This is a genomic window from Flagellimonas alginilytica (genome assembly GCF_042134605.1).
In the GTDB taxonomy this organism is placed as follows: domain Bacteria; phylum Bacteroidota; class Bacteroidia; order Flavobacteriales; family Flavobacteriaceae; genus Flagellimonas; species Flagellimonas alginolytica.
Genome location: NZ_CP169638.1, coordinates 2,463,254 through 2,484,342 on the forward strand (window position 1 = coordinate 2,463,254; position 21,089 = coordinate 2,484,342).

The 21,089-nt window shown below is 43.5% G+C and carries 20 protein-coding genes; 10 read left to right on the forward strand and 10 right to left on the reverse strand.

The window, feature by feature from the left end; translation table 11 throughout:
* Nucleotides 1-177: 177 nt before the first annotated feature.
* Both map and gpmI read right to left on the reverse strand, forming a co-directional pair.
* Nucleotides 178-996: a type I methionyl aminopeptidase gene (gene map / locus ABTP35_RS10915; protein WP_224837599.1), complete on the reverse strand. Its 819-nt coding sequence runs from the start codon at nt 994-996 to the stop codon at nt 178-180.
* A 44-nt stretch (nt 997-1,040) separates the two neighbouring features.
* Nucleotides 1,041-2,558 (reverse strand): 2,3-bisphosphoglycerate-independent phosphoglycerate mutase, encoded by a 1,518-nt coding sequence (gene gpmI / locus ABTP35_RS10920; protein ID WP_293296383.1) that lies wholly within the window; start codon nt 2,556-2,558, stop codon nt 1,041-1,043.
* Between the two features lie 208 nt (nt 2,559-2,766).
* On the opposite strand from gpmI, the gene ABTP35_RS10925 reads away from it, so the two are divergent.
* Nucleotides 2,767-3,162: an ankyrin repeat domain-containing protein gene (locus tag ABTP35_RS10925; RefSeq protein ID WP_224837601.1), complete on the forward strand. Its 396-nt coding sequence runs from the start codon at nt 2,767-2,769 to the stop codon at nt 3,160-3,162.
* A 101-nt stretch (nt 3,163-3,263) separates the two neighbouring features.
* On the opposite strand, the gene ABTP35_RS10930 is transcribed toward ABTP35_RS10925, so the two are convergent.
* From ABTP35_RS10930 to ABTP35_RS10950, 5 genes are all read right to left on the reverse strand, one after another.
* Nucleotides 3,264-3,431 (reverse strand): DUF6747 family protein, encoded by a 168-nt coding sequence (locus ABTP35_RS10930; protein ID WP_224837602.1) that lies wholly within the window; start codon nt 3,429-3,431, stop codon nt 3,264-3,266.
* A 116-nt stretch (nt 3,432-3,547) separates the two neighbouring features.
* Nucleotides 3,548-4,312, reverse strand: a complete 765-nt coding sequence (locus ABTP35_RS10935) for a M48 family metalloprotease (RefSeq protein WP_252080331.1) — start codon at nt 4,310-4,312, stop codon at nt 3,548-3,550.
* 39 nt (nt 4,313-4,351) lie between these two features.
* Nucleotides 4,352-5,086 (reverse strand): M15 family metallopeptidase, encoded by a 735-nt coding sequence (locus tag ABTP35_RS10940; RefSeq protein ID WP_293296380.1) that lies wholly within the window; start codon nt 5,084-5,086, stop codon nt 4,352-4,354.
* 77 nt (nt 5,087-5,163) lie between these two features.
* Complete coding sequence (locus ABTP35_RS10945; RefSeq protein WP_293296378.1) at nt 5,164-6,324, reverse strand: gliding motility-associated C-terminal domain-containing protein; 1,161 nt, start codon at nt 6,322-6,324, stop codon at nt 5,164-5,166.
* Nucleotides 6,324-9,296 carry a beta strand repeat-containing protein gene (locus ABTP35_RS10950; RefSeq protein WP_375334195.1) on the reverse strand — a complete coding sequence of 991 codons (2,973 nt, stop codon included), beginning with the start codon at nt 9,294-9,296 and terminating at the stop codon, nt 6,324-6,326. Before ABTP35_RS10950 ends, ABTP35_RS10945 begins: the two co-directional genes overlap by 1 nt.
* A 211-nt stretch (nt 9,297-9,507) precedes the next feature.
* Between ABTP35_RS10950 and ABTP35_RS10955 the strand changes: the two genes are divergently transcribed.
* The 6 genes from ABTP35_RS10955 to ABTP35_RS10980 all read left to right on the forward strand — a co-directional run bounded on the left by ABTP35_RS10955 (nt 9,508) and on the right by ABTP35_RS10980 (nt 15,018).
* Complete coding sequence (locus ABTP35_RS10955; protein WP_293296372.1) at nt 9,508-10,248, forward strand: carboxypeptidase-like regulatory domain-containing protein; 741 nt, start codon at nt 9,508-9,510, stop codon at nt 10,246-10,248.
* Nucleotides 10,245-11,057 carry a hypothetical protein gene (locus ABTP35_RS10960; RefSeq protein WP_293296370.1) on the forward strand — a complete coding sequence of 271 codons (813 nt, stop codon included), beginning with the start codon at nt 10,245-10,247 and terminating at the stop codon, nt 11,055-11,057. Before ABTP35_RS10955 ends, ABTP35_RS10960 begins: the two co-directional genes overlap by 4 nt.
* Before the next feature lie 131 nt (nt 11,058-11,188).
* Nucleotides 11,189-11,707 carry a DUF6702 family protein gene (locus ABTP35_RS10965; protein WP_293296368.1) on the forward strand — a complete coding sequence of 173 codons (519 nt, stop codon included), beginning with the start codon at nt 11,189-11,191 and terminating at the stop codon, nt 11,705-11,707.
* A gap of 61 nt (nt 11,708-11,768) precedes the next feature.
* Nucleotides 11,769-14,087: a M1 family metallopeptidase gene (locus ABTP35_RS10970; protein ID WP_375334196.1), complete on the forward strand. Its 2,319-nt coding sequence runs from the start codon at nt 11,769-11,771 to the stop codon at nt 14,085-14,087.
* A gap of 80 nt (nt 14,088-14,167) precedes the next feature.
* A complete protein-coding gene (locus ABTP35_RS10975; RefSeq protein WP_224837610.1) occupies nt 14,168-14,440 on the forward strand; it encodes a twin-arginine translocase TatA/TatE family subunit in 273 nt (90 codons plus the stop codon).
* A gap of 5 nt (nt 14,441-14,445) precedes the next feature.
* Nucleotides 14,446-15,018 carry a phosphatase PAP2 family protein gene (locus ABTP35_RS10980; protein WP_252080323.1) on the forward strand — a complete coding sequence of 191 codons (573 nt, stop codon included), beginning with the start codon at nt 14,446-14,448 and terminating at the stop codon, nt 15,016-15,018.
* On the opposite strand, the gene ABTP35_RS10985 is transcribed toward ABTP35_RS10980, so the two are convergent.
* Nucleotides 14,984-15,625, reverse strand: coding sequence for an O-methyltransferase (locus tag ABTP35_RS10985; protein WP_293296365.1), 642 nt, complete (start codon nt 15,623-15,625; stop codon nt 14,984-14,986). The genes ABTP35_RS10980 and ABTP35_RS10985 overlap by 35 nt on opposite strands.
* 65 nt (nt 15,626-15,690) lie before the next feature.
* Between ABTP35_RS10985 and ABTP35_RS10990 the strand changes: the two genes are divergently transcribed.
* Genes ABTP35_RS10990 through ABTP35_RS11000 form a run of 3 tightly spaced genes read left to right on the forward strand, consistent with a single transcriptional unit; the run spans nt 15,691 to nt 18,667 of the window.
* Entirely contained in the window at nt 15,691-16,155 is a 465-nt protein-coding gene (locus ABTP35_RS10990; RefSeq protein WP_293296363.1) for a GNAT family N-acetyltransferase, read from the forward strand.
* 57 nt (nt 16,156-16,212) lie between these two features.
* Nucleotides 16,213-17,481 (forward strand): kynureninase, encoded by a 1,269-nt coding sequence (gene kynU, locus ABTP35_RS10995; protein WP_293296361.1) that lies wholly within the window; start codon nt 16,213-16,215, stop codon nt 17,479-17,481.
* A 34-nt stretch (nt 17,482-17,515) separates the two neighbouring features.
* The gene (locus ABTP35_RS11000) at nt 17,516-18,667 is read left to right on the forward strand and encodes an MFS transporter (protein WP_293296359.1); all 1,152 of its coding nucleotides are present in this window, start codon (nt 17,516-17,518) and stop codon (nt 18,665-18,667) included.
* Nucleotides 18,668-18,703: 36 nt separating this feature from the next.
* Here the strand turns inward: ABTP35_RS11000 and ABTP35_RS11005 are convergent, their stop codons facing one another.
* Together ABTP35_RS11005 and ABTP35_RS11010 are read right to left on the reverse strand one after the other, a co-directional pair.
* Entirely contained in the window at nt 18,704-19,120 is a 417-nt protein-coding gene (locus ABTP35_RS11005; protein ID WP_252080319.1) for a response regulator, read from the reverse strand.
* A 2-nt stretch (nt 19,121-19,122) separates the two neighbouring features.
* A complete protein-coding gene (locus ABTP35_RS11010; RefSeq protein WP_293296356.1) occupies nt 19,123-20,934 on the reverse strand; it encodes a sensor histidine kinase in 1,812 nt (603 codons plus the stop codon).
* Nucleotides 20,935-21,089 lie beyond the last annotated feature (155 nt).

The window sequence follows — 21,089 nt, forward strand, 5'->3', positions numbered from 1 at the left end:
TAAATGATTATTACCGATGGTAAAGTTTGAATGTAAAATGTCAGTTCGAGTTTTTTCCCTCAGAAAAAAGTATCGAGAACTGGAGCTTTTGTTCTGATACTTTAATTCTCGATACAATTTTTCTCCGTTACACATCCAAAAATCACTCGAATGGACAATTTATTATCAGAAACTCACTTAAAGCACCAACTTCTTGCTACGGAATTCATCCTCTTCATCGCTGGCAATTCCTAGAGCCTCGTAAATATATTGGTAAGTGGACAATAGTTCCGGTTTGCCGTCAACTAATGCCACATCGTGTTCAAAGTGTGCGCTCGGTTTGCCATCGGCGGTCAATATGGTCCAGCCATCCTTGAGTTGTTTTATACGTTTGGTACCCATATTGATCATGGGCTCAATGGCAACCACCATTCCATTTACAAACTTTTTGCCACGTCCTCTTTTGCCATAATTGGGCATTTGGGGATCTTCATGTAGTTCCCTTCCCAAACCATGGCCGACCAATTCGCGCACTACGCCATAGCCGTGGTCCTCGGTATATTTTTGAATGGCATATCCTACATCGCCCACTCGGTTGCCTAACTTAAATTCGCGAATTCCAATGTAGAGAGATTCTTTGGTCACCTTGAGCAACTTTTTGGTTTCTTCGGCCACTTCACCTACTTCAAAAGTATAGGCATGATCTCCATAAAAGCCATTTTTTACAGCGCCGCAATCTACAGAGATAATATCCCCGTCCTTCAGCGGTTCGTTGTTGGGAATACCGTGGACTACTTGTGCATTGGGGCTCCAATTAAGGGTGTTCGGGAAGTCGTACATTCCTAAAAATCCCGGAATCGCACCTTGTTCACGAATATACTCCTCGGCCATTTTATCCAGTTTTAACGGATTGGCCCCGGGTTTAATTTCTTTGGCCAACATGCCCAATGTTCTGGAAACCACTAAAGCACTTTCGCGCATTAATTCAATTTCCTCTGCTGTCTTTACTTTGATCATAGCTGCAAAGATAAATTGATTCTATGGATTTAAAGCTATTTGTATTAAACCAAAGGTTTTTGGGTCATGAGTTCGGGCTGTGGTACCTCCAACATTTTTAGAATCGTCGGAGCTATATCACCCAGAACACCATTTTTAACCACTTTTATCTCGTTGTCCACAAGAATAAGGGGCACCGGGTTTGTTGTGTGTGCCGTGTTTGGGCTCCCATCCGGGTTTACCATGGTGTCACAGTTTCCGTGGTCTGCTATCACAATTGTGGAGTAACCGTTTTCCAAACCTGCATTGATAACGTCTTTTGCACATTCGTCCACAGTTTCGCAGGCTTTAATGGCAGCTTCCATTACACCAGTATGACCAACCATATCGGGATTTGCAAAATTGAGGCAAACAAAATCGGCTTCGCCTTTTTGTAGTTCCGGAACAATAGCGTCCCGAATTTCGTATGCACTCATTTCTGGCTGGAGGTCGTAGGTGGCAACTTTGGGCGATGGACAAAGAATGCGCTTTTCTCCATCAAAAGGTTCCTCGCGTCCACCATTAAAGAAAAAAGTAACGTGGGGATATTTTTCGGTCTCAGCTATCCGAATTTGTATTTTACCATTTTTGGCCAAGGTTTCACCAAGGGTGTCCTTTATGTTTTCCTTGTTGAAAATAATCTTGATTCCTTTAAAGGATTCATCATAATTTGTCATGGTCACATAGTACAAGTCCAGCTTATGCATGTTTTGCTCGTGGAAATCTTGCTGGCTCAGGACTTGGGTCAACTCACGGCCGCGGTCCGTCCTAAAATTGAAGAAAATGATCACGTCACCATCTTTGATTTTTGCAATGGGCTCATTGTTGGAATCGGTAAGGACCAAGGGCTTTATAAATTCGTCCGTAATACCATTGTCATAACTTTTTTGCATGGCCTCGCCAATATCCTGAACTTTTTCCCCATTGGCATTTACAACAACATCATAAGCTTGTTTTACCCGTTCCCAGCGCTTATCGCGGTCCATGGCATAATAACGACCGATAACGGTGGCCAATCGGGTATTTTTGTCCGAGCAATATTGGTTAAGGTCGACCAAAAATCCTTTTCCGCTTTTAGGGTCCACATCCCTGCCATCTGTAAAGGCATGTATAAACGATTGCTTTACGCCGTTTTCGTCCGCGGCCTTAATCAATGCTTTTACATGGTCGATGTGGCTGTGTACGCCACCATCGCTGACCAATCCTAAAAAATGGACAGGTTTATGGTTTGCTTTTGCATATTCAAATGCTTCTTTGAGCACTTTCTCGTTTTTTAAGGTATCTTCTTTTACGGCCTTATTGATCTTGGCCAGATCTTGATACACAATCCTGCCCGCGCCAAGATTCATATGTCCTACCTCGCTGTTTCCCATTTGCCCTTCGGGAAGTCCTACGTTCATTCCATCGGTGTGGAGGTCGGCATTGGGATATTTGGTGTACAGAGAATCTATAAATGGTGTATTGGCCTTTGCAATGGCCGAAACTTCTGGATTCGGGGATTTTCCCCATCCATCCAAAATCATAAGAATTACCTTTTTGCTCATAATTAAAAATTGTTCTGCAAAAATAAAATGATCTGCTTGGACCCCCTAGCTTTTCGTTAAATTTCTGATTGCTAATTTGTTAATAGTTTTATGATTTTTTTGAGGCATTGTTAAAGTTTAGTTATATAACTGTTAATCCTGTAACATCTTGCCTTTAAGGCAGTCTACTTTTATAACTAGTAAATTCATTAATCAAAAACAATTCATCATGAAAAAAACAATCTTTACAGTGGCTGCATTTTGCATGTTGGCCCTAAGCGGTATTTCTGCCAACGAGCTGAAAACCATCAAAACAGATGTGGAAATCGAAATGGAATCGCCGGATGATCTTAGTGCTTTTTGCAAAGCGGTTATGCAAGGCGATGTGGAAACTGTAAAAAAGTTTATTGAACTTGGAGAGGATGTCAACCAAAAATCATTGGGCAAGGCACCTATCCATTATGCCGCACGCTACAATAAGGCCGATGTACTGCAAGTTCTTATTGATAACGGTGCGGATGTTAAAAAACGCTGCGACGGGGGAATGACAGCAATCAAATATGCCAAACTATCCAATGCTACAGAAGCCCAAGCCGTACTGGAAGCTGCTATGAAGAAAAAATAGAATGGAGTTTATTCGTCTAACGAAAAAAGCCCATCCAATTTGGATGGGCTTTTTGCTCATTTACATATTTAGTGTCCTTGCAAAAGAGTGTTTCTCGCGGCTTAGAATTCAAAGCCAGTAAAAGCTCTGTACAAAAATGCATATACGGCCAATACGAACATGGCTGCGCAAAATATAGAATATCCTTTTAAAAAGAATACCACAAAGCTTGGTCTGCAATCGTCGAATGCCTCTAAATAGAGATCTTTAAAATGTAATAGTGTTCCCATGTGTTCTCTCTTTTTACAGCATGGTAGATCAAGAGAACATTATAGTAGGATTCGGGGTTTGTTCAAAGGTACAGAATTATTGTCAACCGCCTTGTTTTATCGATAAAACGCCAATTCTATCGACCTGAATATTTTTGGATGGCCTCTTGTATTTTTTCTATTCTGTTTTCGGGGTCCGGATGGGTGCTTTGGAATTCTGGGACCCTATTGGGCCCTGCCGCCGCTTTTAGGATTTTCATTACTTCGATCATTTGATAGGGGTCGTACCCAGCTTCGATCATGAACAACACGCCAAGTTCATCGCTTTCCAATTCATCGTTCCTTCCATTGGTTAGCAGGGTGTTTTGCCCGATACCGGCAACCAGATTGCCCATATCGCCACCGACCGATGCTCCCGTGGCCAAGGTTTGCCAAAATGTGCTTTCGGCAATGCGCTCTGCGGAATGCCGTCCGAGTACATGTCCAATTTCGTGACCTAGTACACCGGCCAATTGCGCTTCGTTAAGTTGTGAAAAGAGAGCATAGGTAATAAATATTTGTCCGCCAGGAAGGGCAAAGGCGTTTACGGTGCGATCATCTGCCAATAAATGAAAATCGTACTCATAAGGGGTTTGGTTGGCAATACTGCTCTTGACCAACTTTTGTCCCACGGCATCTACCAGATTCTGCAGACGTTCGTCGGGATACAGGCCTCCGTGCTGTTGTGCCATTTCTGGTGCACTTTGCAGGCCAATGGCAATTTCTTGCTCCGCCGTCATGTCTATGTTCTGGGTTCTACCGGTGTATGGGTTTTCCTCTTGGTTGCTGCACCTTCGAACAAAGGCAAAGGCAACAATGGCCAGACCAATTAGGATGCGAATGCGCCAACTTCCTCTTCTCATGGTTTAGTGTTCTTGATGTTTCAAGATACGAAAAAAGCGTTATAGGAGTACAGGGTTGATGTCCAATATATTATCCTGGACGTAGGTTTTTATAAAGCCCGTGGTGAAATGTTCGCTACCAATAAACTCTTCCTTTTGCAAAAGTTTTAAAATGTTCAGTTTTCTATAAGCCGTGAGCATGGAAATCGATATCGGGGCGTAGCTATAATGCCATGGCTCGTACTTAAAGCCACGCCTGCGCGGATTGTTGGTGTAGGTTAGATAAAAACCATATTTTTCCGAATGTTCGTCCATCCATAATTTTAGGCCTTCATATGGGCCGTCCGCTCCAAACTTTTCGGGGACCAAGACATCTCCGTTGACTTTGGGATAACCATCAATAATATCGATATCGGTGCCCCAATGGTGTCTGCTGGTTCCGGGAATGGTGGAATATTCTATAATCTTGTCAATGGCATCCAATGGAGCCATGCCCTGCTCTTCGGTAAATCGAAGATATTTACGTTCCCAGATACTGCGCTGTCGGTAATAGTCCCTGTAGCTGGAAACAATTTTAATGTCGAAGCCATCCGAATAGGCTGCTTTTTTCATTTCCAAAAAAGACTCGAACGCCTCTTCGCGCAAGTTGATGCCCTCTCCAAAAAGCTCAATATTCGCCTTGCCCATAAGTTCCTCGGTGGAATAATCCAAGTGGTTAAAAGTTGGAAAAATGGGAGGAATGGCACAGGCCAAGCCCGATGCTGAAGCGGTTTTAATAAAAGTCCTTCTTTTCATGAAATGAATTTTGCCCCCAAGTTAAGAAGTATTTTTAATTCCTTATTTTGAAAATTGAGCAAAAGCCGGCTAGGTTCTTAACGGTCCAAAAAAAGGAAACCTGTGTATTCCAGCTCTACATCTTCCAGGGTTACCAAATAAAAATATACCCCTTCCGGCAATCCTATTCCTTGGTTGGAAATCATGGTGCCGGTATTGGCAATGCCATGGAACTCGTTGGTATAGTTGATTTGTTCGAATACTTTTTGTCCGTAGCGGTTAAAGATGCGAACGCTGTTGTTGGGAGATTCTTCCAGATTATCGATAATCCAGGAATCATTGATGCCATCGCCATTGGGGCTTAAAAAATAATTGCCCAAAGTGGGATTGTTCACGGCAAAGGTATCGGTGGGCAAGGGTATGGTGCCAAAAGTGATGGCGGCATACTCGCTGGGAACAAAGGTTTCCGATGTAATAAACCCTCGATTAATGTCGCCACTTGTGGCGGAATTCCCGATAATGACCCATTTTTGTTCAGCTTTGCTCCAACCTACAATAATTATGGACTCAACGGTGGCGTTGGGTATGGTGATCAAAGAACTCCTAACATTCCATGCGATCGAAACCTGCGCGGGAATATCGCTTTGAACAATCCAAAATTCACGGTCGCTTACTTTGCCGATTTCTTGTACTTTTTCGTCTGTATCAAAGGTTTCCACAATTGATGTGGGAGCAGAAGGGTCTTCGAAAAAATAGGCGCAAATGGCCAAAGGGGTCGTGGTTTCGGAGAGCAAGGTCAATGGGCGGAGTTGTTCCTGGTCCCCCACTGGAAAAGAAAATGCTTCTCTGTTGTTTACCGCAGCAAAGCCGGTAACTTTCGAAGTGTCGAAAGCATCGTTGTAAAAACCTTGCTCCATAAAATTGAGATAGACCAATTGATTGCTCACGGGCGTGAGGAAATTACCATCTATAAAATTGACATTGTTTTTAACATGTACCGAGTTGTACATAAACAGATCGCTGGTCACCATAATTTCGGTATCCCATAAAATGGGTTCTACATCACCGCTTATTTGGATCACACTGTTCCCATAAAAACCAACGAGGCCCCTGTCTTGGTCAAAATCGCCATCGTTGATAAAATTGGTGTGTATGCCCAAATTCCCAAAAACCTTAATATTACCGTCATTATAGAACCCGCTCTGGGCTACAAGAGAACAGGCCGATAACAAAAATGCTATGTGGAGGAGGGTTTTCATTAGTTGATTTGTTGCCAATTGGTTCCATCACTTTGAAGTTGAGTGATACCTGGCTGAAGATCCGGTGTTACCATTGTGCTCGTTGAAGGAATATAATTGTCAAGTGACATGGAAACTATAACACCTGTAAGATTCTTAATGATATAAATTCTTCCTTGAACAGTGTTGGGATCGGGAAGATCAACATCGTTTACTGTTCCAGTAATAATTAGGGTATAGTCATCTTGATTTAAAGTAACCACTCCTGAATTTTCTATTCTGATAGGTGTTGTCAGTGATCCACCTATGGTTGCGGTTGAAGTTGTGGATAGTGTCCCTGTGATCGTTGTGTTGCCTGCGTCCAAGGTCCCGGTTGTCGCCACGTTTTGGCCTCCGAAATCGGGGCTGATTTTTGTTCCTAGTATCGCTGCGGCCGCGTTCACGTCGGCATCGACGATTTCCCCATCGGCTATTTTGGTGGTCGTCACCGCGTCATCGGCAAGGTCAAGTGGTGTTGCGGCTAGTCCGTCCCCATCAAAGGCTGCTGTTGTCTGAACTGCTGTAGGGCTTGTGTTCTGCCATGTTGCGTTCCCTGCACCATCGGTTGTGAGCACCTGTCCGTTGGTTCCATCAACGTCCGTAATGGTGTTTGCGCCCACTGTTGCGGTTGAAGTTGTGGATAGTGTCCCTGTGATCGTTGTGTTGCCTGCGTCCAAGGTCCCGGTTGTCGCCACGTTTTGGCCTCCGAAATCGGGGCTGATTTTTGTTCCTAGTATCGCTGCGGCCGCGTTCACGTCGGCATCGACGATTTCCCCATCGGCTATTTTGGTGGTCGTCACCGCGTCATCGGCAAGGTCAAGTGGTGTTGCGGCTAGTCCGTCCCCATCAAAGGCTGCTGTTGTCTGAACTGCTGTAGGGCTTGTGTTCTGCCATGTTGCGTTCCCTGCACCATCGGTTGTGAGCACCTGTCCGTTGGTTCCATCAACGTCCGTAATGGTGTTTGCGCCCACTGTTGCGGTTGAAGTTGTGGATAGTGTCCCTGTGATCGTTGTGTTGCCTGCGTCCAAGGTCCCGGTTGTCGCCACGTTTTGGCCTCCGAAATCGGGGCTGATTTTTGTTCCTAGTATCGCTGCGGCCGCGTTCACGTCGGCATCGACGATTTCCCCATCGGCTATTTTGGTGGTCGTCACCGCGTCATCGGCAAGGTCAAGTGGTGTTGCGGCTAGTCCGTCCCCATCAAAGGCTGCTGTTGTCTGAACTGCTGTAGGGCTTGTGTTCTGCCATGTTGCGTTCCCTGCACCATCGGTTGTGAGCACCTGTCCGTTGGTTCCATCAACGTCCGTAATGGTGTTTGCGCCCACTGTTGCGGTTGAAGTTGTGGATAGTGTCCCTGTGATCGTTGTGTTGCCTGCGTCCAAGGTCCCGGTTGTCGCCACGTTTTGGCCTCCGAAATCGGGGCTGATTTTTGTTCCTAGTATCGCTGCGGCCGCGTTCACGTCGGCATCGACGATTTCCCCATCGGCTATTTTGGTGGTCGTCACCGCGTCATCGGCAAGGTCAAGTGGTGTTGCGGCTAGTCCGTCCCCATCAAAGGCTGCTGTTGTCTGAACTGCTGTAGGGCTTGTGTTCTGCCATGTTGCGTTCCCTGCACCATCGGTTGTGAGCACCTGTCCGTTGGTTCCATCAACGTCCGTAATGGTGTTTGCGCCCACTGTTGCGGTTGAAGTTGTGGATAGTGTCCCTGTGATCGTTGTGTTGCCTGCGTCCAAGGTCCCGGTTGTCGCCACGTTTTGGCCTCCGAAATCGGGGCTGATTTTTGTTCCTAGTATCGCTGCGGCCGCGTTCACGTCGGCATCGACGATTTCCCCATCGGCTATTTTGGTGGTCGTCACCGCGTCATCGGCAAGGTCAAGTGGTGTTGCGGCTAGTCCGTCCCCATCAAAGGCTGCTGTTGTCTGAACTGCTGTAGGGCTTGTGTTCTGCCATGTTGCGTTCCCTGCACCATCGGTTGTGAGCACCTGTCCGTTGGTTCCATCAACGTCCGTAATGGTGTTTGCGCCCACTGTTGCGGTTGAAGTTGTGGATAGTGTCCCTGTGATCGTTGTGTTGCCTGCGTCCAAGGTCCCGGTTGTCGCCACGTTTTGGCCTCCGAAATCGGGGCTGATTTTTGTTCCTAGTATCGCTGCGGCCGCGTTCACGTCGGCATCGACGATTTCCCCATCGGCTATTTTGGTGGTCGTCACCGCATCATCCGCCAATTCAGCAGTGTCGATGCCCAATGGGGCAACATCTAGAGTTAGTGGATTGGCCTGACTTCCAGCACCACTTAATAGAAGGGTGGCATCGGTTGGTCCTACCACTTCATTCCCCACAATACTATCTTTTTCAGTAATCCCCAATGCTGATTCGTTTATCAAGGTCCAGTTGATGCCGTTCCACTGAAACAAATCTCCGGGTTGGCCTGTTGTGGCATCCGCCAATTTTTCGAGGGTTACCGAACCGTCTGCCAATTTAGCACTGGTCACGGAATCGTCCTGCAATTTGGAAGCTCCATTTATGGAGGTGTTCACAATATTGGCCCCGGTAATCTGTGCCACTTCAAAATTGTAGTTAACGCTGTCGTCCGGATTTACCGTTGTTGTAATGATCACCGTACTGTCCCTTGCCTGCGGATTTAATTGGCTCAAATAGTCTGCACGTGTACTCACTGTAAAGGAATTGTCCAACTCCTCGCAAATATTGACCCATTGTGTACCATCGTAATAATGCAGGCAATCCTGGTCTGTATTGTACGCCAACGCCCCCGGTAATGGGTTGATCACGTTCATTTGCGCATCGGTTACACGGGTAATCACCAAAACCCTGGTGTTGCTCTCCAGTTCCAAAACAGAAGCGGGATCTAAACTTTCCGGGTTATTGCCGATTTTTACCTGACCACTTAGGGTGTTGATCATAAGTAGGGCTATGATTGTGTAGACAATTGAAGTTTTCACAGTGTTTGTTATTTGAGGATTTTCCAAACGTAAAAAACAAAGCTAACTTTATGTGGCAATTATTTTAATAATTACCGTCGAAACACGTAATTCGGGGGTGAATGGAATTCCCTTTGGTATATTTGTAGGAATAGAATTAACAAAAGTTTAGAACCGCTTAATTTTTTATATCCTTGTCAAGGGTTTTCTTTAACACATTAAACGCCCAGAAATGAAAAATACATTCTTGATTTTGTTCGTTTTGCTCGTGAGTGGCTGGTCCTTTGCGCAGGATTCCCGTCAAATGTTAAGGGGCAAGGTCTTGTACCGAAGTTCCAATGTTCCCAACGAGAACGTTATCAATTCAACCAGCGGCCAGGCAACCATAACCGATGAGAACGGGGAGTTTGTTATTGCAGTAAAAGATGGGGATCAGTTGGTGTTTACCGCGGTGAACTATCAGTTGGAGGTGATAACCGTTACCCCGGAGATATTGCAGAACAATCGTTTGGTCGTAGAGGTTACCGAAAAAGTGCGGGAGTTGGACGAGGTGGTGGTTACGCCAGATCAGCAAGAACGTTTTCTGCAGGTAAAAAATGAAGATTTTAAGCAATTCGATTATGAGATAGATCGGGGTACCGAGGTCGAAAATATCGCCAATTCGAGAACCACACGCGGGATGAAGGACGGAATCAATTTTGTGAACATCTTCAAGGCCCTTTTTAAATCCCAAGAAGTAAACGGACAACAACGAGCACCTTTAAAGGTAAGTGAGGTGCTGCGCCATGTTTATGATGATGAGTTCTTTGTTGTGGATCTAAGGTTGCCCCAAGATAAAATAGATGCCTTTTTGTTGTACTGTGACGATAGGATTCCTTCGCAGACCCTGCTCAGAAAAGAAAATGAGTTTCAATTGATCGATTTTCTGGTTACACAGAGCAAAGAATACTTGGCAACCTTGAACGAGGAATGAAAAAATGCCTTCTCGCATTACTGCTTTTTTTGATTGCTCTAACAGGTTTCACCCAAGAGCAGGATAGCAAATTACTGCAAGGAAAGGTGACCAGTACGGATAAGGATGTCGTAGGTGTGGTTGTACAGAACATCACCACTAAAGATGCCGTAATTACCGACTTGGAAGGTAGGTTTGCCATAATGGTCCATGAGAAGGATACCTTGGTGTTCTCCGCTGTACATTTTCTAAGAAAAACCTTGCCGATTACCCCAGATCTGTTTCGGTCTAACTTTATCGAAGTACCGTTGCAAGAGTTTGTGAACCAATTACAGGAAGTGGTGGTGAGCCCTTATGATCTAACGGGTGATTTGAGCCGCGATGTAGACCGGGTTGTTTTGGAAAAAGATGTAACTGCTGAAGCATTGCAATTGCCCAATGCGCACAGGTCCATACCCACACAAAGTGAAAGAAGGCTCCAAGAGGCTTCCGCAATGCGGGTAATGGGCGGCGGCGGGTTCGGAGGAGCGGGAGGGGCAGTTAGCCTAAACCCGATCATAAATGCCATTACGGGCAGAACAAAAATGCTCAAGAACAGGGTAAAGCTGGAAAAAAACTACGCCCAGACCCAAGAAGTTCAAGGATTTTATGCGGACTCACTTTTTGTGGCCACCTTAAAAATCCCAATGGAAAAAATTGATGATTTTATGTACTTCTGCGAAGTGGACGAGAATTTTCAAGAAGCGGTAAAATCTCAGGATAAATTAAGGATTTGGGATGTGATTATGAACAAGAGCAGGGCCTATCGTAAAAACAATGATTTGGATTGATTTTTTGGATTTGTTGTTTGAACTTGTCACTTTGGGAACGGTAGGGATGTTTTTAGATAAGTTTGGCAGGTAAATTGCAGATAGTCGTTTAAAACAGTAACATTGTTGTACCATATAAAGTCTAGCACTACATGAAACATTTGAAAAATACAAAAATCCTGATATTGCCCTTCGCCATACTGTTGTTTTTGTCTTTCTCTACCGCACATAAATTTTACGTTAGCGTTACCAATATCGAATATTCGGAAGAAGATAAGGCCTTTCAGATTACCAGCCGTATTTTTATCGATGACATGGATAAGCTTCTTTCTGAGCGCTACGGTATCCAAGCCAAATTGGCAACCCCTAATGAATCCAACTTGGCCGATGGGTATATTGAGAAATACTTTAGGTCTAAATTCGTGGTAACCCTCGATGGGAAACCGGTAAAATATACCTTTTTGGGTAAAAGATACGATACCGATGTGGCCATCTGTTATTTGGAGATTCCTAATGTAAATTTAACAGAAGTCAAGACCATGTCCATCCAAAACGAAGTCCTCACCGATTTGTTCGAAGAGCAGAAAAACGTGGTGCACATTAAGTGGAACGGGAAAAAGAAAAGTTTTGTATTGATCAAAGAGAACAATAAAGGAATGTTAAACTTATGACATATTCTTAACGTTCGGTTAAAATATGTTATTTTTCGCTGTTATAAAATCAAATTAGAAGATGAACAAAATTAAGTATTGCTTTGCTTCCGTATTGTTCCTGTTCGGGGCCGTGGTCATGGCCCAGGAAGAAGGGAACGTTAAAGAAGAAAGGGTACCAGGTCACTACAACCAAAGTAGGTTTAAACAATTGTACGAGGAGTTTTCCTCTCCGAACACGTACCGCTCGGCTTCAGGTGCCCCGGGTCCCGATTATTATCAACAACAGGCAGATTATGTAATGGATATCTACCTGGACGATAAAAACGCCAAGATCAATGGCGAGGAAACTATCACGTACCACAACAACTCACCAGATGATTTGGAGTTTCTTTGGGTACAGCTAGATCAAAACGTACGTGCCAAGGATTCCAAGTCGCCCTTGCGCAATGGAAATGGTGTAAACATTGCCTATACAGCAGGTAATTTTGCCCAAACATACATAAGTGAGCCTTTTGACGGTGGTTTTAACATTGAATCGGTAAAGGATGCCAATGGCAAGCCATTGTCCTATACCATTAACCAAACCATGATGCGCATTAACATTCCGCAAGCGCTAAAGAGTGGTGAAAAGATTTCGTTCTCCATCAAATGGTGGTACAACATTCCCGATCATACCGTAAATAGGGCACGTTCAGGTTACGAATATTTTGAGAAAGATGGGAACCGTGCCTACGTGATTGCACAGTTCTTTCCTCGTATGGCTGTGTACAGCGATGTGGAAGGCTGGCAAAACCATCAGTTCTGGGGCAGCGGAGAGTTTGCTCTGCCATTCGGAAACTATGATGTAAGTATTACTGTTCCCGCAGACCATATTCTGGATGCGACAGGTGAGCTTCAAAACCGCGAAGAGGTTTTCTCCAAAGAAATGATGAAGCGTTACAAGCAGGCCAAAAAATCTTACGATAAGCCTGTAATCATTGTAACCCAAGAAGAAGCAGAAGCTGCAGAAAAAGGCTTTTCCAACGATACCAAGACTTGGAAGTTCAAGGCGACCAACGTTAGGGATTACGGTTTTGCAACTTCCAGAAAGTTTATTTGGGACATGCAAGCCGTAAAAATCGGGAACAAAGATGTAATGGCAGTATCACTTTACCCAAAAGAAGGAAATCCACTTTGGGAAGAATACTCCACAAAAGCAGTGGTTCAAACCCTGCAGACCTATTCCAAGCACACTTTTGATTACCCGTACCACAAGGCTATTTCCGTACACGCGAAAAACCAAGGTATGGAGTACCCCATGATCTGCTGGAACTATGGTCGTCCTAACGAAGATGGAACCTATTCCGATAGAACCAAATACGGAATGATCAGTGTGATCATCCATGAGGTGGGCCACAACTTCTTCCCAATGATCGTTAATTCCGATGAGCGTCAGTGGGGATGGATGGACGAAGGTTTGGATACCTTTATGCAATACTTGGCAGAACAGGAATTTGGACAAACTTTCCCAGAAGCCATTGCCCCCAACGAAAAATATCCATCAAGAAGAGGAGAGGCGGCCAAAATAGTGCCTTATATGGCCGGCGATCAAAGTTTTATATCGCCGATCATGTCCAATCCAGAGAATGTATATCAGCTTGGCCCTAACGCTTATGCAAAGCCAGCTACTGCACTTAATATTTTAAGGGAAACCGTAATGGGCAAGGAATTGTTCGATCACGCCTTTAAAACCTATGCACAGCGTTGGATGTTCAAGCACCCGACCCCAGAGGATTTCTTCCGTACCATGGAAGATGCTTCCGCTGTGGATTTGGATTGGTTCTGGAGATCTTGGTTCTACACTACCGATTATGTGGATATAGGGGTGAAAGGAGTAAAAAAATACTACGTTACCAACAAACCGACCAAAGAAATGGAAAAGTATATGGCGGACAGAAATCTTACCGAAGCCGATCTTCCTCCATTGGTCTATTTGGCAGAAGAGGATAGTGAAGACTTTGCGCCAGAACTTAAAGGAAAATCACCAACAGAGACTTCTCAGAACCTTAAGGAGTTTATGATGGATAACATGACGGCAGCCGAAAGAGCTCAGGTAAAAGAACCTAAGTTCTTCTACGAAATCACTTTTGATAAACCAGGGGGAATCCCTATGCCGTTGATCGTTGAGTACACGTACGCCGACGGCACCACTGAAAGCGTTACTTATCCTCCTGAAATTTGGAGAAAGAACGACGCAGAGGTGAAAAGAGTAATGGCAACAGAAAAGGAATTGGTAGGAATTGTAGTAGATCCAAAATTGGAAACTGCAGATATCGATACCACAAACAACTCTTGGCCCAAAAAAGATGAAAAGTCCGATTTTGATAAATTCAAGGAAAATATCAAAGGAGACAAATAAGATTTAAGCCATACCAAAAAGCCCTGTGATTTCACAGGGCTTTTTTTATTTTGAAATGAAGTTCTGATTATATTTGTGCCATGCAATTTCTATTCATTAGTGGAGCCGAGATATTTTTCATCCTATTTATAGTGGTGATGGTGTTTGGTGCGGATAAAATACCTGGAATAGCCAGGGGGCTCGGCAAAGGAATGCGCCAACTTAAGGATGCCACGGATGATATTAAACGTGAAATCCAAAAAAGTGCCGATGTGGATACAGACTTTACCAAGAATATCCGAAAGGAGATCGATGATGTAAAGAAAAATGTGGAGGAAGTTTCCGGTTCTATTAAACGCGACATAAATAAGTAAGTCCCATGCTGGAAAAACTGCTCAAATGGGATAGGGACACTTTTGTTTATCTCAATGGTCTGGGCATAGAAAAGTACGACTTGTTTTGGTCCACGGCTACCCAATTTACCACCTGGATACCCCTATTTATACTATTTGTGATATTGTTTTACCTCAATTTTCCAAAAAAAGAGGCACTACATAAATTTTTGACCGTGTTGGGATTGGCACTGTTTATTGCCCTTGTTACACATTTTACCAAAATATCTGTAGCGAGATTAAGGCCGAACAATACAGAAGAAATCAATTCCCTGATCCGAATATTAAAAACACCGACAGATTTTAGCTTCTTTTCGGGCCATGCATCCAGCTCGTTCGCGATAACGACCTTGGTATTTTTGTTCTTGAGAAAAAAAATGAAATGGGCGATGTTCTTTTTTGTTTGGCCCATACTTTTTACGATGAGCCGTATTTATGTTGGGGTGCACTATCCTTTTGATATTTTGGTGGGTACCATAGTAGGCGTGTTGAGCGGAACACTCTTCTTTTGGATTTATCAACGATTTATCGCACCCGGCTCAAAGTCAGTCCATCCCTGATCGGCAATAAAACAGTTTCTACCCTCGGGTCTTCCTTGAGTTTTTGGTTGTATTGTAAAAGAGCCGCAGTGGCCTTGTCCGATTTTTCTAAGGGTTCTACCACTTTGCCCGACCATAGAACATTGTCTGATAGGATAATACTGCCCGGCTTTGTTTTCGGGAGTACAGCTTCAAAATAGCTATCGTAGTTCACCTTTTGGGCATCAATAAAAACTAAATCAAAAGTTTGTTCCAAGTTGGGAACAATATCCAGGGCATCTCCCGTATGCTGCTTTATTTGGGGGCCATATCCACTTTTATCAAAGTACTTGCTCTGCATGCGGTGGAGTTCCTCGTTTACCTCAATGGTATGCAGTTCTCCTTCTTTTTGAAGCCCTTCGGCCAAACACAATGCGGAATATCCGGTATATGTGCCTATCTCAAGAATATATTTTGGATTGATGATTTTAGAAAGCATGCTCAACACTCTGCCTTGAAAATGTCCAGTGATCATTCTGGGCTGTATCACCTTTAGATGTGTTTCGCGGGTAAGTTCTTGCAACAGGATAGGTTCGTCTTCGGTATTGTTGGCAATATAATTCTCCAAGACCGGTGATAGGAAATGCATGATAAATTTTTCGCAAAAATATGGAAAAGAACTACATTGGAACAGCTCTTTAAATAAAACAGACTATGCCGTTACATAAGGTAAATATTCGACCGGCTACAATACACGACCTCCCGTTGTTGCTAAAATTTGAACAAGAAATAATCAATGCGGAACGCCCTTTTGATGTTACCATAAGGAAAGGTGCGGTAAGTTACTACGATATCGAGGCGATGATCCAAGATCCGCAAGCATGCATTGTGGTGGCCGAAATAGAGAAGAAGGTGGTGGCATCGGGGTATGCCATTCCAAAAAAGGCGAGGCACTATCTGGACCACGAATATTATGCCTACCTCGGTTTTATGTACACCGATCAACAGTATCGAGGTAAGGGGATCAATGCTATGATTGTGGACGAACTTAAAAAATGGTCGGAGAGTGCAGGTTTCAATGAAATCAGGTTAACAGTATACAACGACAACCTTTCGGCCATAAAAGCGTACGAAAAAGTGGGTTTTAAAAAGCACATTATAGAAATGCGCTTAGCGTAAATTCCATTAGTGTACATTACCTCCACAAATCGTATTTTTGATGCAAACCATTACAGCATGACGTTCCAAAACACGCTCGAATTTGCCAAACAGCTTGATGCTTCCGATACATTGGCCCACTACAGAAATGAATTCCACTATCCCCAGGTAAACGGAAAGGATGTAATCTATTTTACAGGGAATTCCCTTGGGCTGCAACCCAAACGCACCCAAACGTTTGTGGACGAGGTAATGAAAGACTGGAAGGAGTTGGCCGTAGAAGGACATTTTTATGCCGATAAACCTTGGTGGGATTACCATGAACGGCTGGCCAAAGGCCTGGGCAACGTTGTGGGAGCAAGGCCCCAAGAGGTTTCTGTAATGAATACGTTGACGGTAAACCTTCATTTGTTGATGGTATCCTTTTATCGACCTACCACATCACGCTTTAAGATCATTTGTGAGGAAAAGGCTTTTCCATCCGATCAATATATGCTGCAAAGTCAAGTACGTTTTCATGGTTTGGACCCAAAAGAGGCCATTGTAGAGGTAAAAAAACGGGAAGGCGAACATGCTTGGCGTACCGAGGATATAATCCAAAAGATCAACGAGGTAGGGGATGAGTTAGCCTTGGTACTAATGGGAGGAGTAAATTATTACAATGGCCAAGTCTTGGATATGGAGGCCATTACCAAGGCAGGTAAGGATGTTGGTGCCTTTGTTGGATGGGATTTGGCACATGCCGTGGGCAATATTAAACTGAACCTACACGATTGGGAAGCCGATTTCGCGGCATGGTGCAGCTATAAATACATGAACAGTGGACCGGGCAACGCATCTGGAATTTTTGTACATGAAAAACACTTGGGCAAAAAGGATATTCCTCGTTTTGAAGGGTGGTGGGGAACCAAAAAAGAGACACGCTTTTTAATGCAGCCCGAATTCGACCCCATTCAGAGTGCCGACGCCTGGCAATTGAGCAACCCGCCCATACTTTCGGTGGCACCATATTTGGCCTCGTTGGAGATGTTTGAGGAAGTGGGTATGGATGCCCTAATAGAAAAACAGCGCACCATAGTGGCCTTTCTGGAGTTTGTGTTGCACGAAATAGATAAGGAAGTGGACAGCACATTCGAAATTATAACTCCAAAGGACAGAGGATGCCAACTTTCTGTTTTTTTACATGGAGAGGGTAGGGCCATTTTTGATTATTTGATGAAGAACGGAGTAATAACCGATTGGAGAGAACCAAACGTGATTCGTTTGGCGCCTGCACCTTTATATTGCTCGTTCGAAGATATGTACCGATTTGGACAGATCTTAAAAAAAGGCATACAGGACAAATAAACATCCTTGATAACTTTTTCAACTTGACTCCTATATGAAATCCCTATGGCTCATTCTTACAAACTCCAGGTACTTTGGAGCTGCATGGGTATTCACCAGTTTAAATGTCTGGTTTGGTACCTGGGCCATATATATTCCGACCGTAAAAGAAAAATTGGATATAAATAAGGCGGACCTTGGGATTGCCCTATTCTGTTTGTCCCTCGGGGTATTTACCATTTTCCCAATGGCCTCCAAAATAATTAATAAGCTAGGTGTTGGCAAAGCTACTTGGTATGGGGTCATATTTGTTTCCATAATGGCCATGTTGCCCCTTATGGCACCCAATTATTATTTGTTGATGGCAGCCTTGTACTTATTTGGGGCCAGTAATGGGTTTATCGATATTGCCGTGAACACCTTGGTGACCGAGATTGAAAAGGAGGATAAACAAAATATAATGTCGGCAGCCCACGGATTTTTTAGTTTGGGAGGTATTCTAGTGGGGCTGGGCAGTTTTTTGATCCCAGTGATCGGAAGCCCAGTTTGGCACATGGCCATTACCGTAGCGTTGGTGCTTATGGTTAATCTGGTGTTTAGAAAACACTATATTAAAATCGTAGCTGCCCCGGTGGAAAAAGAGCCTTTTAGCTTTAAACTTTTTAAGCCCTTGTTGCTTCTGGGAATAATTGGTTTTGTGTGTTTTGGGGCTGAAGGTGCCATTGTGGATTGGAGCGCACTTTATCTCAAGGAAATGACCATGGCACCGGAAGTATTGTTTGGGGCCGGTTTTTTGGCATTTTCCACCACGATGACCCTTGGTCGATTTTTGGGAGATGGGATCAGTGAGAGAATAGGTCCCATAAAAATTGTTGGCCTAGGCGCCATGATTGCGGCCATAGGTTTTGTTCTGGTTTTAACACAGCACACCACGTGGTCCATTATCGGCTTTGCCTTAAACGGACTTGGGTTTTCGGTTATTGTGCCGGAACTGTTCCGAATCGGTGGGAATGTAAAAGGTGTAGATTCCTCTCAAGGAGTGGCTTTTATTGCAGGGGCAGGCTACATGGGGTTTTTGTTGGGTCCCGTAGTTCTTGGGTTTATTGCAGAAAGTGCATCGTTGAACTATAGTTTTTTATTGCTGCTCTGTCTCGCTTTATTGGTGTTGGTAATCACATTCTTTCTTCATCGAAGGCGAAAACAATAAATATCGGAATTGGCAAATAGAGTCTGTTGGAATTTTTTACACTTTGTCGATCAAACCCAAATCATCGAGAACATTGGTCAATTGATCTTTATTGATGGGTTTAACGATATAATTGCTCACCACAGCATATTTCTTTGCTTTTTCTTGGTCGGATGGGTTAATGGAAGAACTCACCACATAGATCACTATTTTTTCTCTGTTTTGATGAGGGATTTCAACAAAATCATCTAAAAACCCCCAACCGTCTTTTATAGGCATGTTGAGGTCCAAAAAAATAATGGAGGGTAATTTTAAGCCCTTTTCCATTCGTTGTGTTAAAGCATCTATGGCCTCCTGCCCATTTTGGTAGATAAGTACTTCATTGGAAAATTTAATTCTCTGCAATAACACCTTCATTCCAAATTGGTGAATAGGGTCATCATCGACAATAAATGCTACGTCCAATAAATTCATGCTCATTGTTTTAAAAAGGTAACTTTAAAGATGGTTCCTATGGTCGGTTGGCTTTCCACCACAATTTTACCGCCCATGGATTCTATTTGATTTTTTGTTATAAACAGACCGATTCCCCTTGCATCTTCGTTGCCATGGAATGTTTTGTACATGCCAAAGAGTTTTTCCCCGTATTTGTCCAGATCTATTCCTAGGCCATTGTCCTCTATTTGTAGAACCGCCGTTTCGCTGTTATCTGTTGCCGTAATGGCCACTTTGGTGATGTTTTTGCTTTGGTCTTTGTATTTAATGGCATTGGTGACCAAGTTCAGAACAATACTCTCCATGTAGGCTAAAACACCTTTTACTTGGATGCTGTCGGGAATATCGATGAATATATCCGCATTGTTTTCATCTATTACCGCTCGAATATCGTTCAATACTTTTTCAACCAGAGGTTTGAGGGGTATGGATTTTAATTTTTTATCAGTTTCCAGTTTTACCTGAACCACTTCATTTAGGTGGGAAATGGTCTCATTCAACCCTTGAGATGCTTGGGTCAATAGTTTTAAACTGTCTTTGCGAATATCATCGGCCAAGGATTCATCGGTGACAAAATCACTTATCATTGTTAGGTTTGCCGCATGCGACCTTAGGTTGTGGGAAACAATATGGGCAAAGTTCATAAGGCTGTTGTTCTGGTTCGTGGTCAGTTCAAGTAGCCCCTTCAATTTTTTTTCTGCCTTTATTCTGGTGGAGATATCAACGATTTGAGAAATAAAATGAGAGATTTCACCATCGATATTACGTTCTGCGGTAACTGTGAGAATTACATAAACCAGCTGTCTATTGTTATTAAAATATCTTTTCTCGATTTGGTACGAATTCCTTTTGCCCTTTACAAGTTCGTTGAGCAATTTAAGATCTATCTCTAGATCGTCGGGATGTGTTATATCTTGAAAATTGAGGTTTAGCAGGTTTTCCTTTGTATACCCAAGGCTCTCGCACAAACTGGAGTTGACGTCTATAAATTTGCCATTTTTGGCCACCAGAGCCATTCCAATGGACGAATTATCGAAAGTACCTTTTAAAGATGCCCTGCTGTTTTCCAATAGGAGTTGAGCCCTTTTTCTTCCGTCTATATCCTGAAAAGTACCAACAATGCGCACACATTTATCGTTGAGCATTTCCGGTTCGCCAATGGCACGTACCCACACAACATTTCCTTTGGAGGTGACAATCTGTAGTTCAACATCCCATTTTTTGCCTTGCTCTATTCCCTCCTTTACCAATTTGGATATGGTATCCCGGCTGTACCCCTCTTTGTAAAAGGAGATTCCTTTGGCCAAATCTGGAAGATAATCTTCGGGTACCTCATGGATTTCTTTGGTAATTTTGGACCAATACAAGGTGTTTTTTACCAGATCAACCTCCCATCCTCCAATTCTTGCCACTTGTTGCGACTTGATCAAAAGCTCCTCTTCAAGCCGTTTATGTGTTATGTTTTCTAGGATAACCAAGATTTTTGGGCCATCGTTTCCATCCTGATCGCTCAGCAAGCTAACTTTCCAATCGTACCAAATGGAGTCCCCGTTTTTTTGTACGATCCTTTTGGAATCGGAACGGGTTTTAATGCCTTCCAAACAATAGTTGATATCGATCTTTAGTTCTTCGGGCAATTGGGGCATGGCTTCGAAAAAATTCTTGCCCATAATGTCCGAATCCAAATTGAACGAGTTTAACCACTGTGTGGAATAATCTATAATGGACTGTTCTTGGTTTATTATGGTAAAGGGAATTGAAGCGTCCTGAAATACGGATTCAACGGGGGTCATTGTAGTGTTTTAGCACTTAAATTTATCAAAATAAGCTTAATACTACAATGAATCACGTGAATTCACACACTTAAACTTGATTAAATGTGTGTAACATTCTTAATCTAAGGTGGTTATTTTGAACAAATATTTTATTGAAACGTCAAGTTAGCTGA

Bases quoted from the DNA above. Each gene is read 5' to 3' on its own strand.
- map (WP_224837599.1), bottom strand. From the start codon at position 996: ATGATCAAAGTAAAGACAGCAGAGGAAATTGAATTAATGCGCGAAAGT.
- gpmI (WP_293296383.1), bottom strand. From the start codon at position 2,558: ATGAGCAAAAAGGTAATTCTTATGATTTTGGATGGATGGGGAAAATCC.
- ABTP35_RS10925 (WP_224837601.1), top strand. From the start codon at position 2,767: ATGAAAAAAACAATCTTTACAGTGGCTGCATTTTGCATGTTGGCCCTA.
- ABTP35_RS10930 (WP_224837602.1), bottom strand. From the start codon at position 3,431: ATGGGAACACTATTACATTTTAAAGATCTCTATTTAGAGGCATTCGAC.
- ABTP35_RS10935 (WP_252080331.1), bottom strand. From the start codon at position 4,312: ATGAGAAGAGGAAGTTGGCGCATTCGCATCCTAATTGGTCTGGCCATT.
- ABTP35_RS10940 (WP_293296380.1), bottom strand. From the start codon at position 5,086: ATGAAAAGAAGGACTTTTATTAAAACCGCTTCAGCATCGGGCTTGGCC.
- ABTP35_RS10945 (WP_293296378.1), bottom strand. From the start codon at position 6,324: ATGAAAACCCTCCTCCACATAGCATTTTTGTTATCGGCCTGTTCTCTT.
- ABTP35_RS10955 (WP_293296372.1), top strand. From the start codon at position 9,508: ATGAAAAATACATTCTTGATTTTGTTCGTTTTGCTCGTGAGTGGCTGG.
- ABTP35_RS10960 (WP_293296370.1), top strand. From the start codon at position 10,245: ATGAAAAAATGCCTTCTCGCATTACTGCTTTTTTTGATTGCTCTAACA.
- ABTP35_RS10965 (WP_293296368.1), top strand. From the start codon at position 11,189: ATGAAACATTTGAAAAATACAAAAATCCTGATATTGCCCTTCGCCATA.
- ABTP35_RS10970 (WP_375334196.1), top strand. From the start codon at position 11,769: ATGAACAAAATTAAGTATTGCTTTGCTTCCGTATTGTTCCTGTTCGGG.
- ABTP35_RS10975 (WP_224837610.1), top strand. From the start codon at position 14,168: ATGCAATTTCTATTCATTAGTGGAGCCGAGATATTTTTCATCCTATTT.
- ABTP35_RS10980 (WP_252080323.1), top strand. From the start codon at position 14,446: ATGCTGGAAAAACTGCTCAAATGGGATAGGGACACTTTTGTTTATCTC.
- ABTP35_RS10985 (WP_293296365.1), bottom strand. From the start codon at position 15,625: ATGCATTTCCTATCACCGGTCTTGGAGAATTATATTGCCAACAATACC.
- ABTP35_RS10990 (WP_293296363.1), top strand. From the start codon at position 15,691: ATGCCGTTACATAAGGTAAATATTCGACCGGCTACAATACACGACCTC.
- kynU (WP_293296361.1), top strand. From the start codon at position 16,213: ATGACGTTCCAAAACACGCTCGAATTTGCCAAACAGCTTGATGCTTCC.
- ABTP35_RS11000 (WP_293296359.1), top strand. From the start codon at position 17,516: ATGAAATCCCTATGGCTCATTCTTACAAACTCCAGGTACTTTGGAGCT.
- ABTP35_RS11005 (WP_252080319.1), bottom strand. From the start codon at position 19,120: ATGAATTTATTGGACGTAGCATTTATTGTCGATGATGACCCTATTCAC.
- ABTP35_RS11010 (WP_293296356.1), bottom strand. From the start codon at position 20,934: ATGACCCCCGTTGAATCCGTATTTCAGGACGCTTCAATTCCCTTTACC.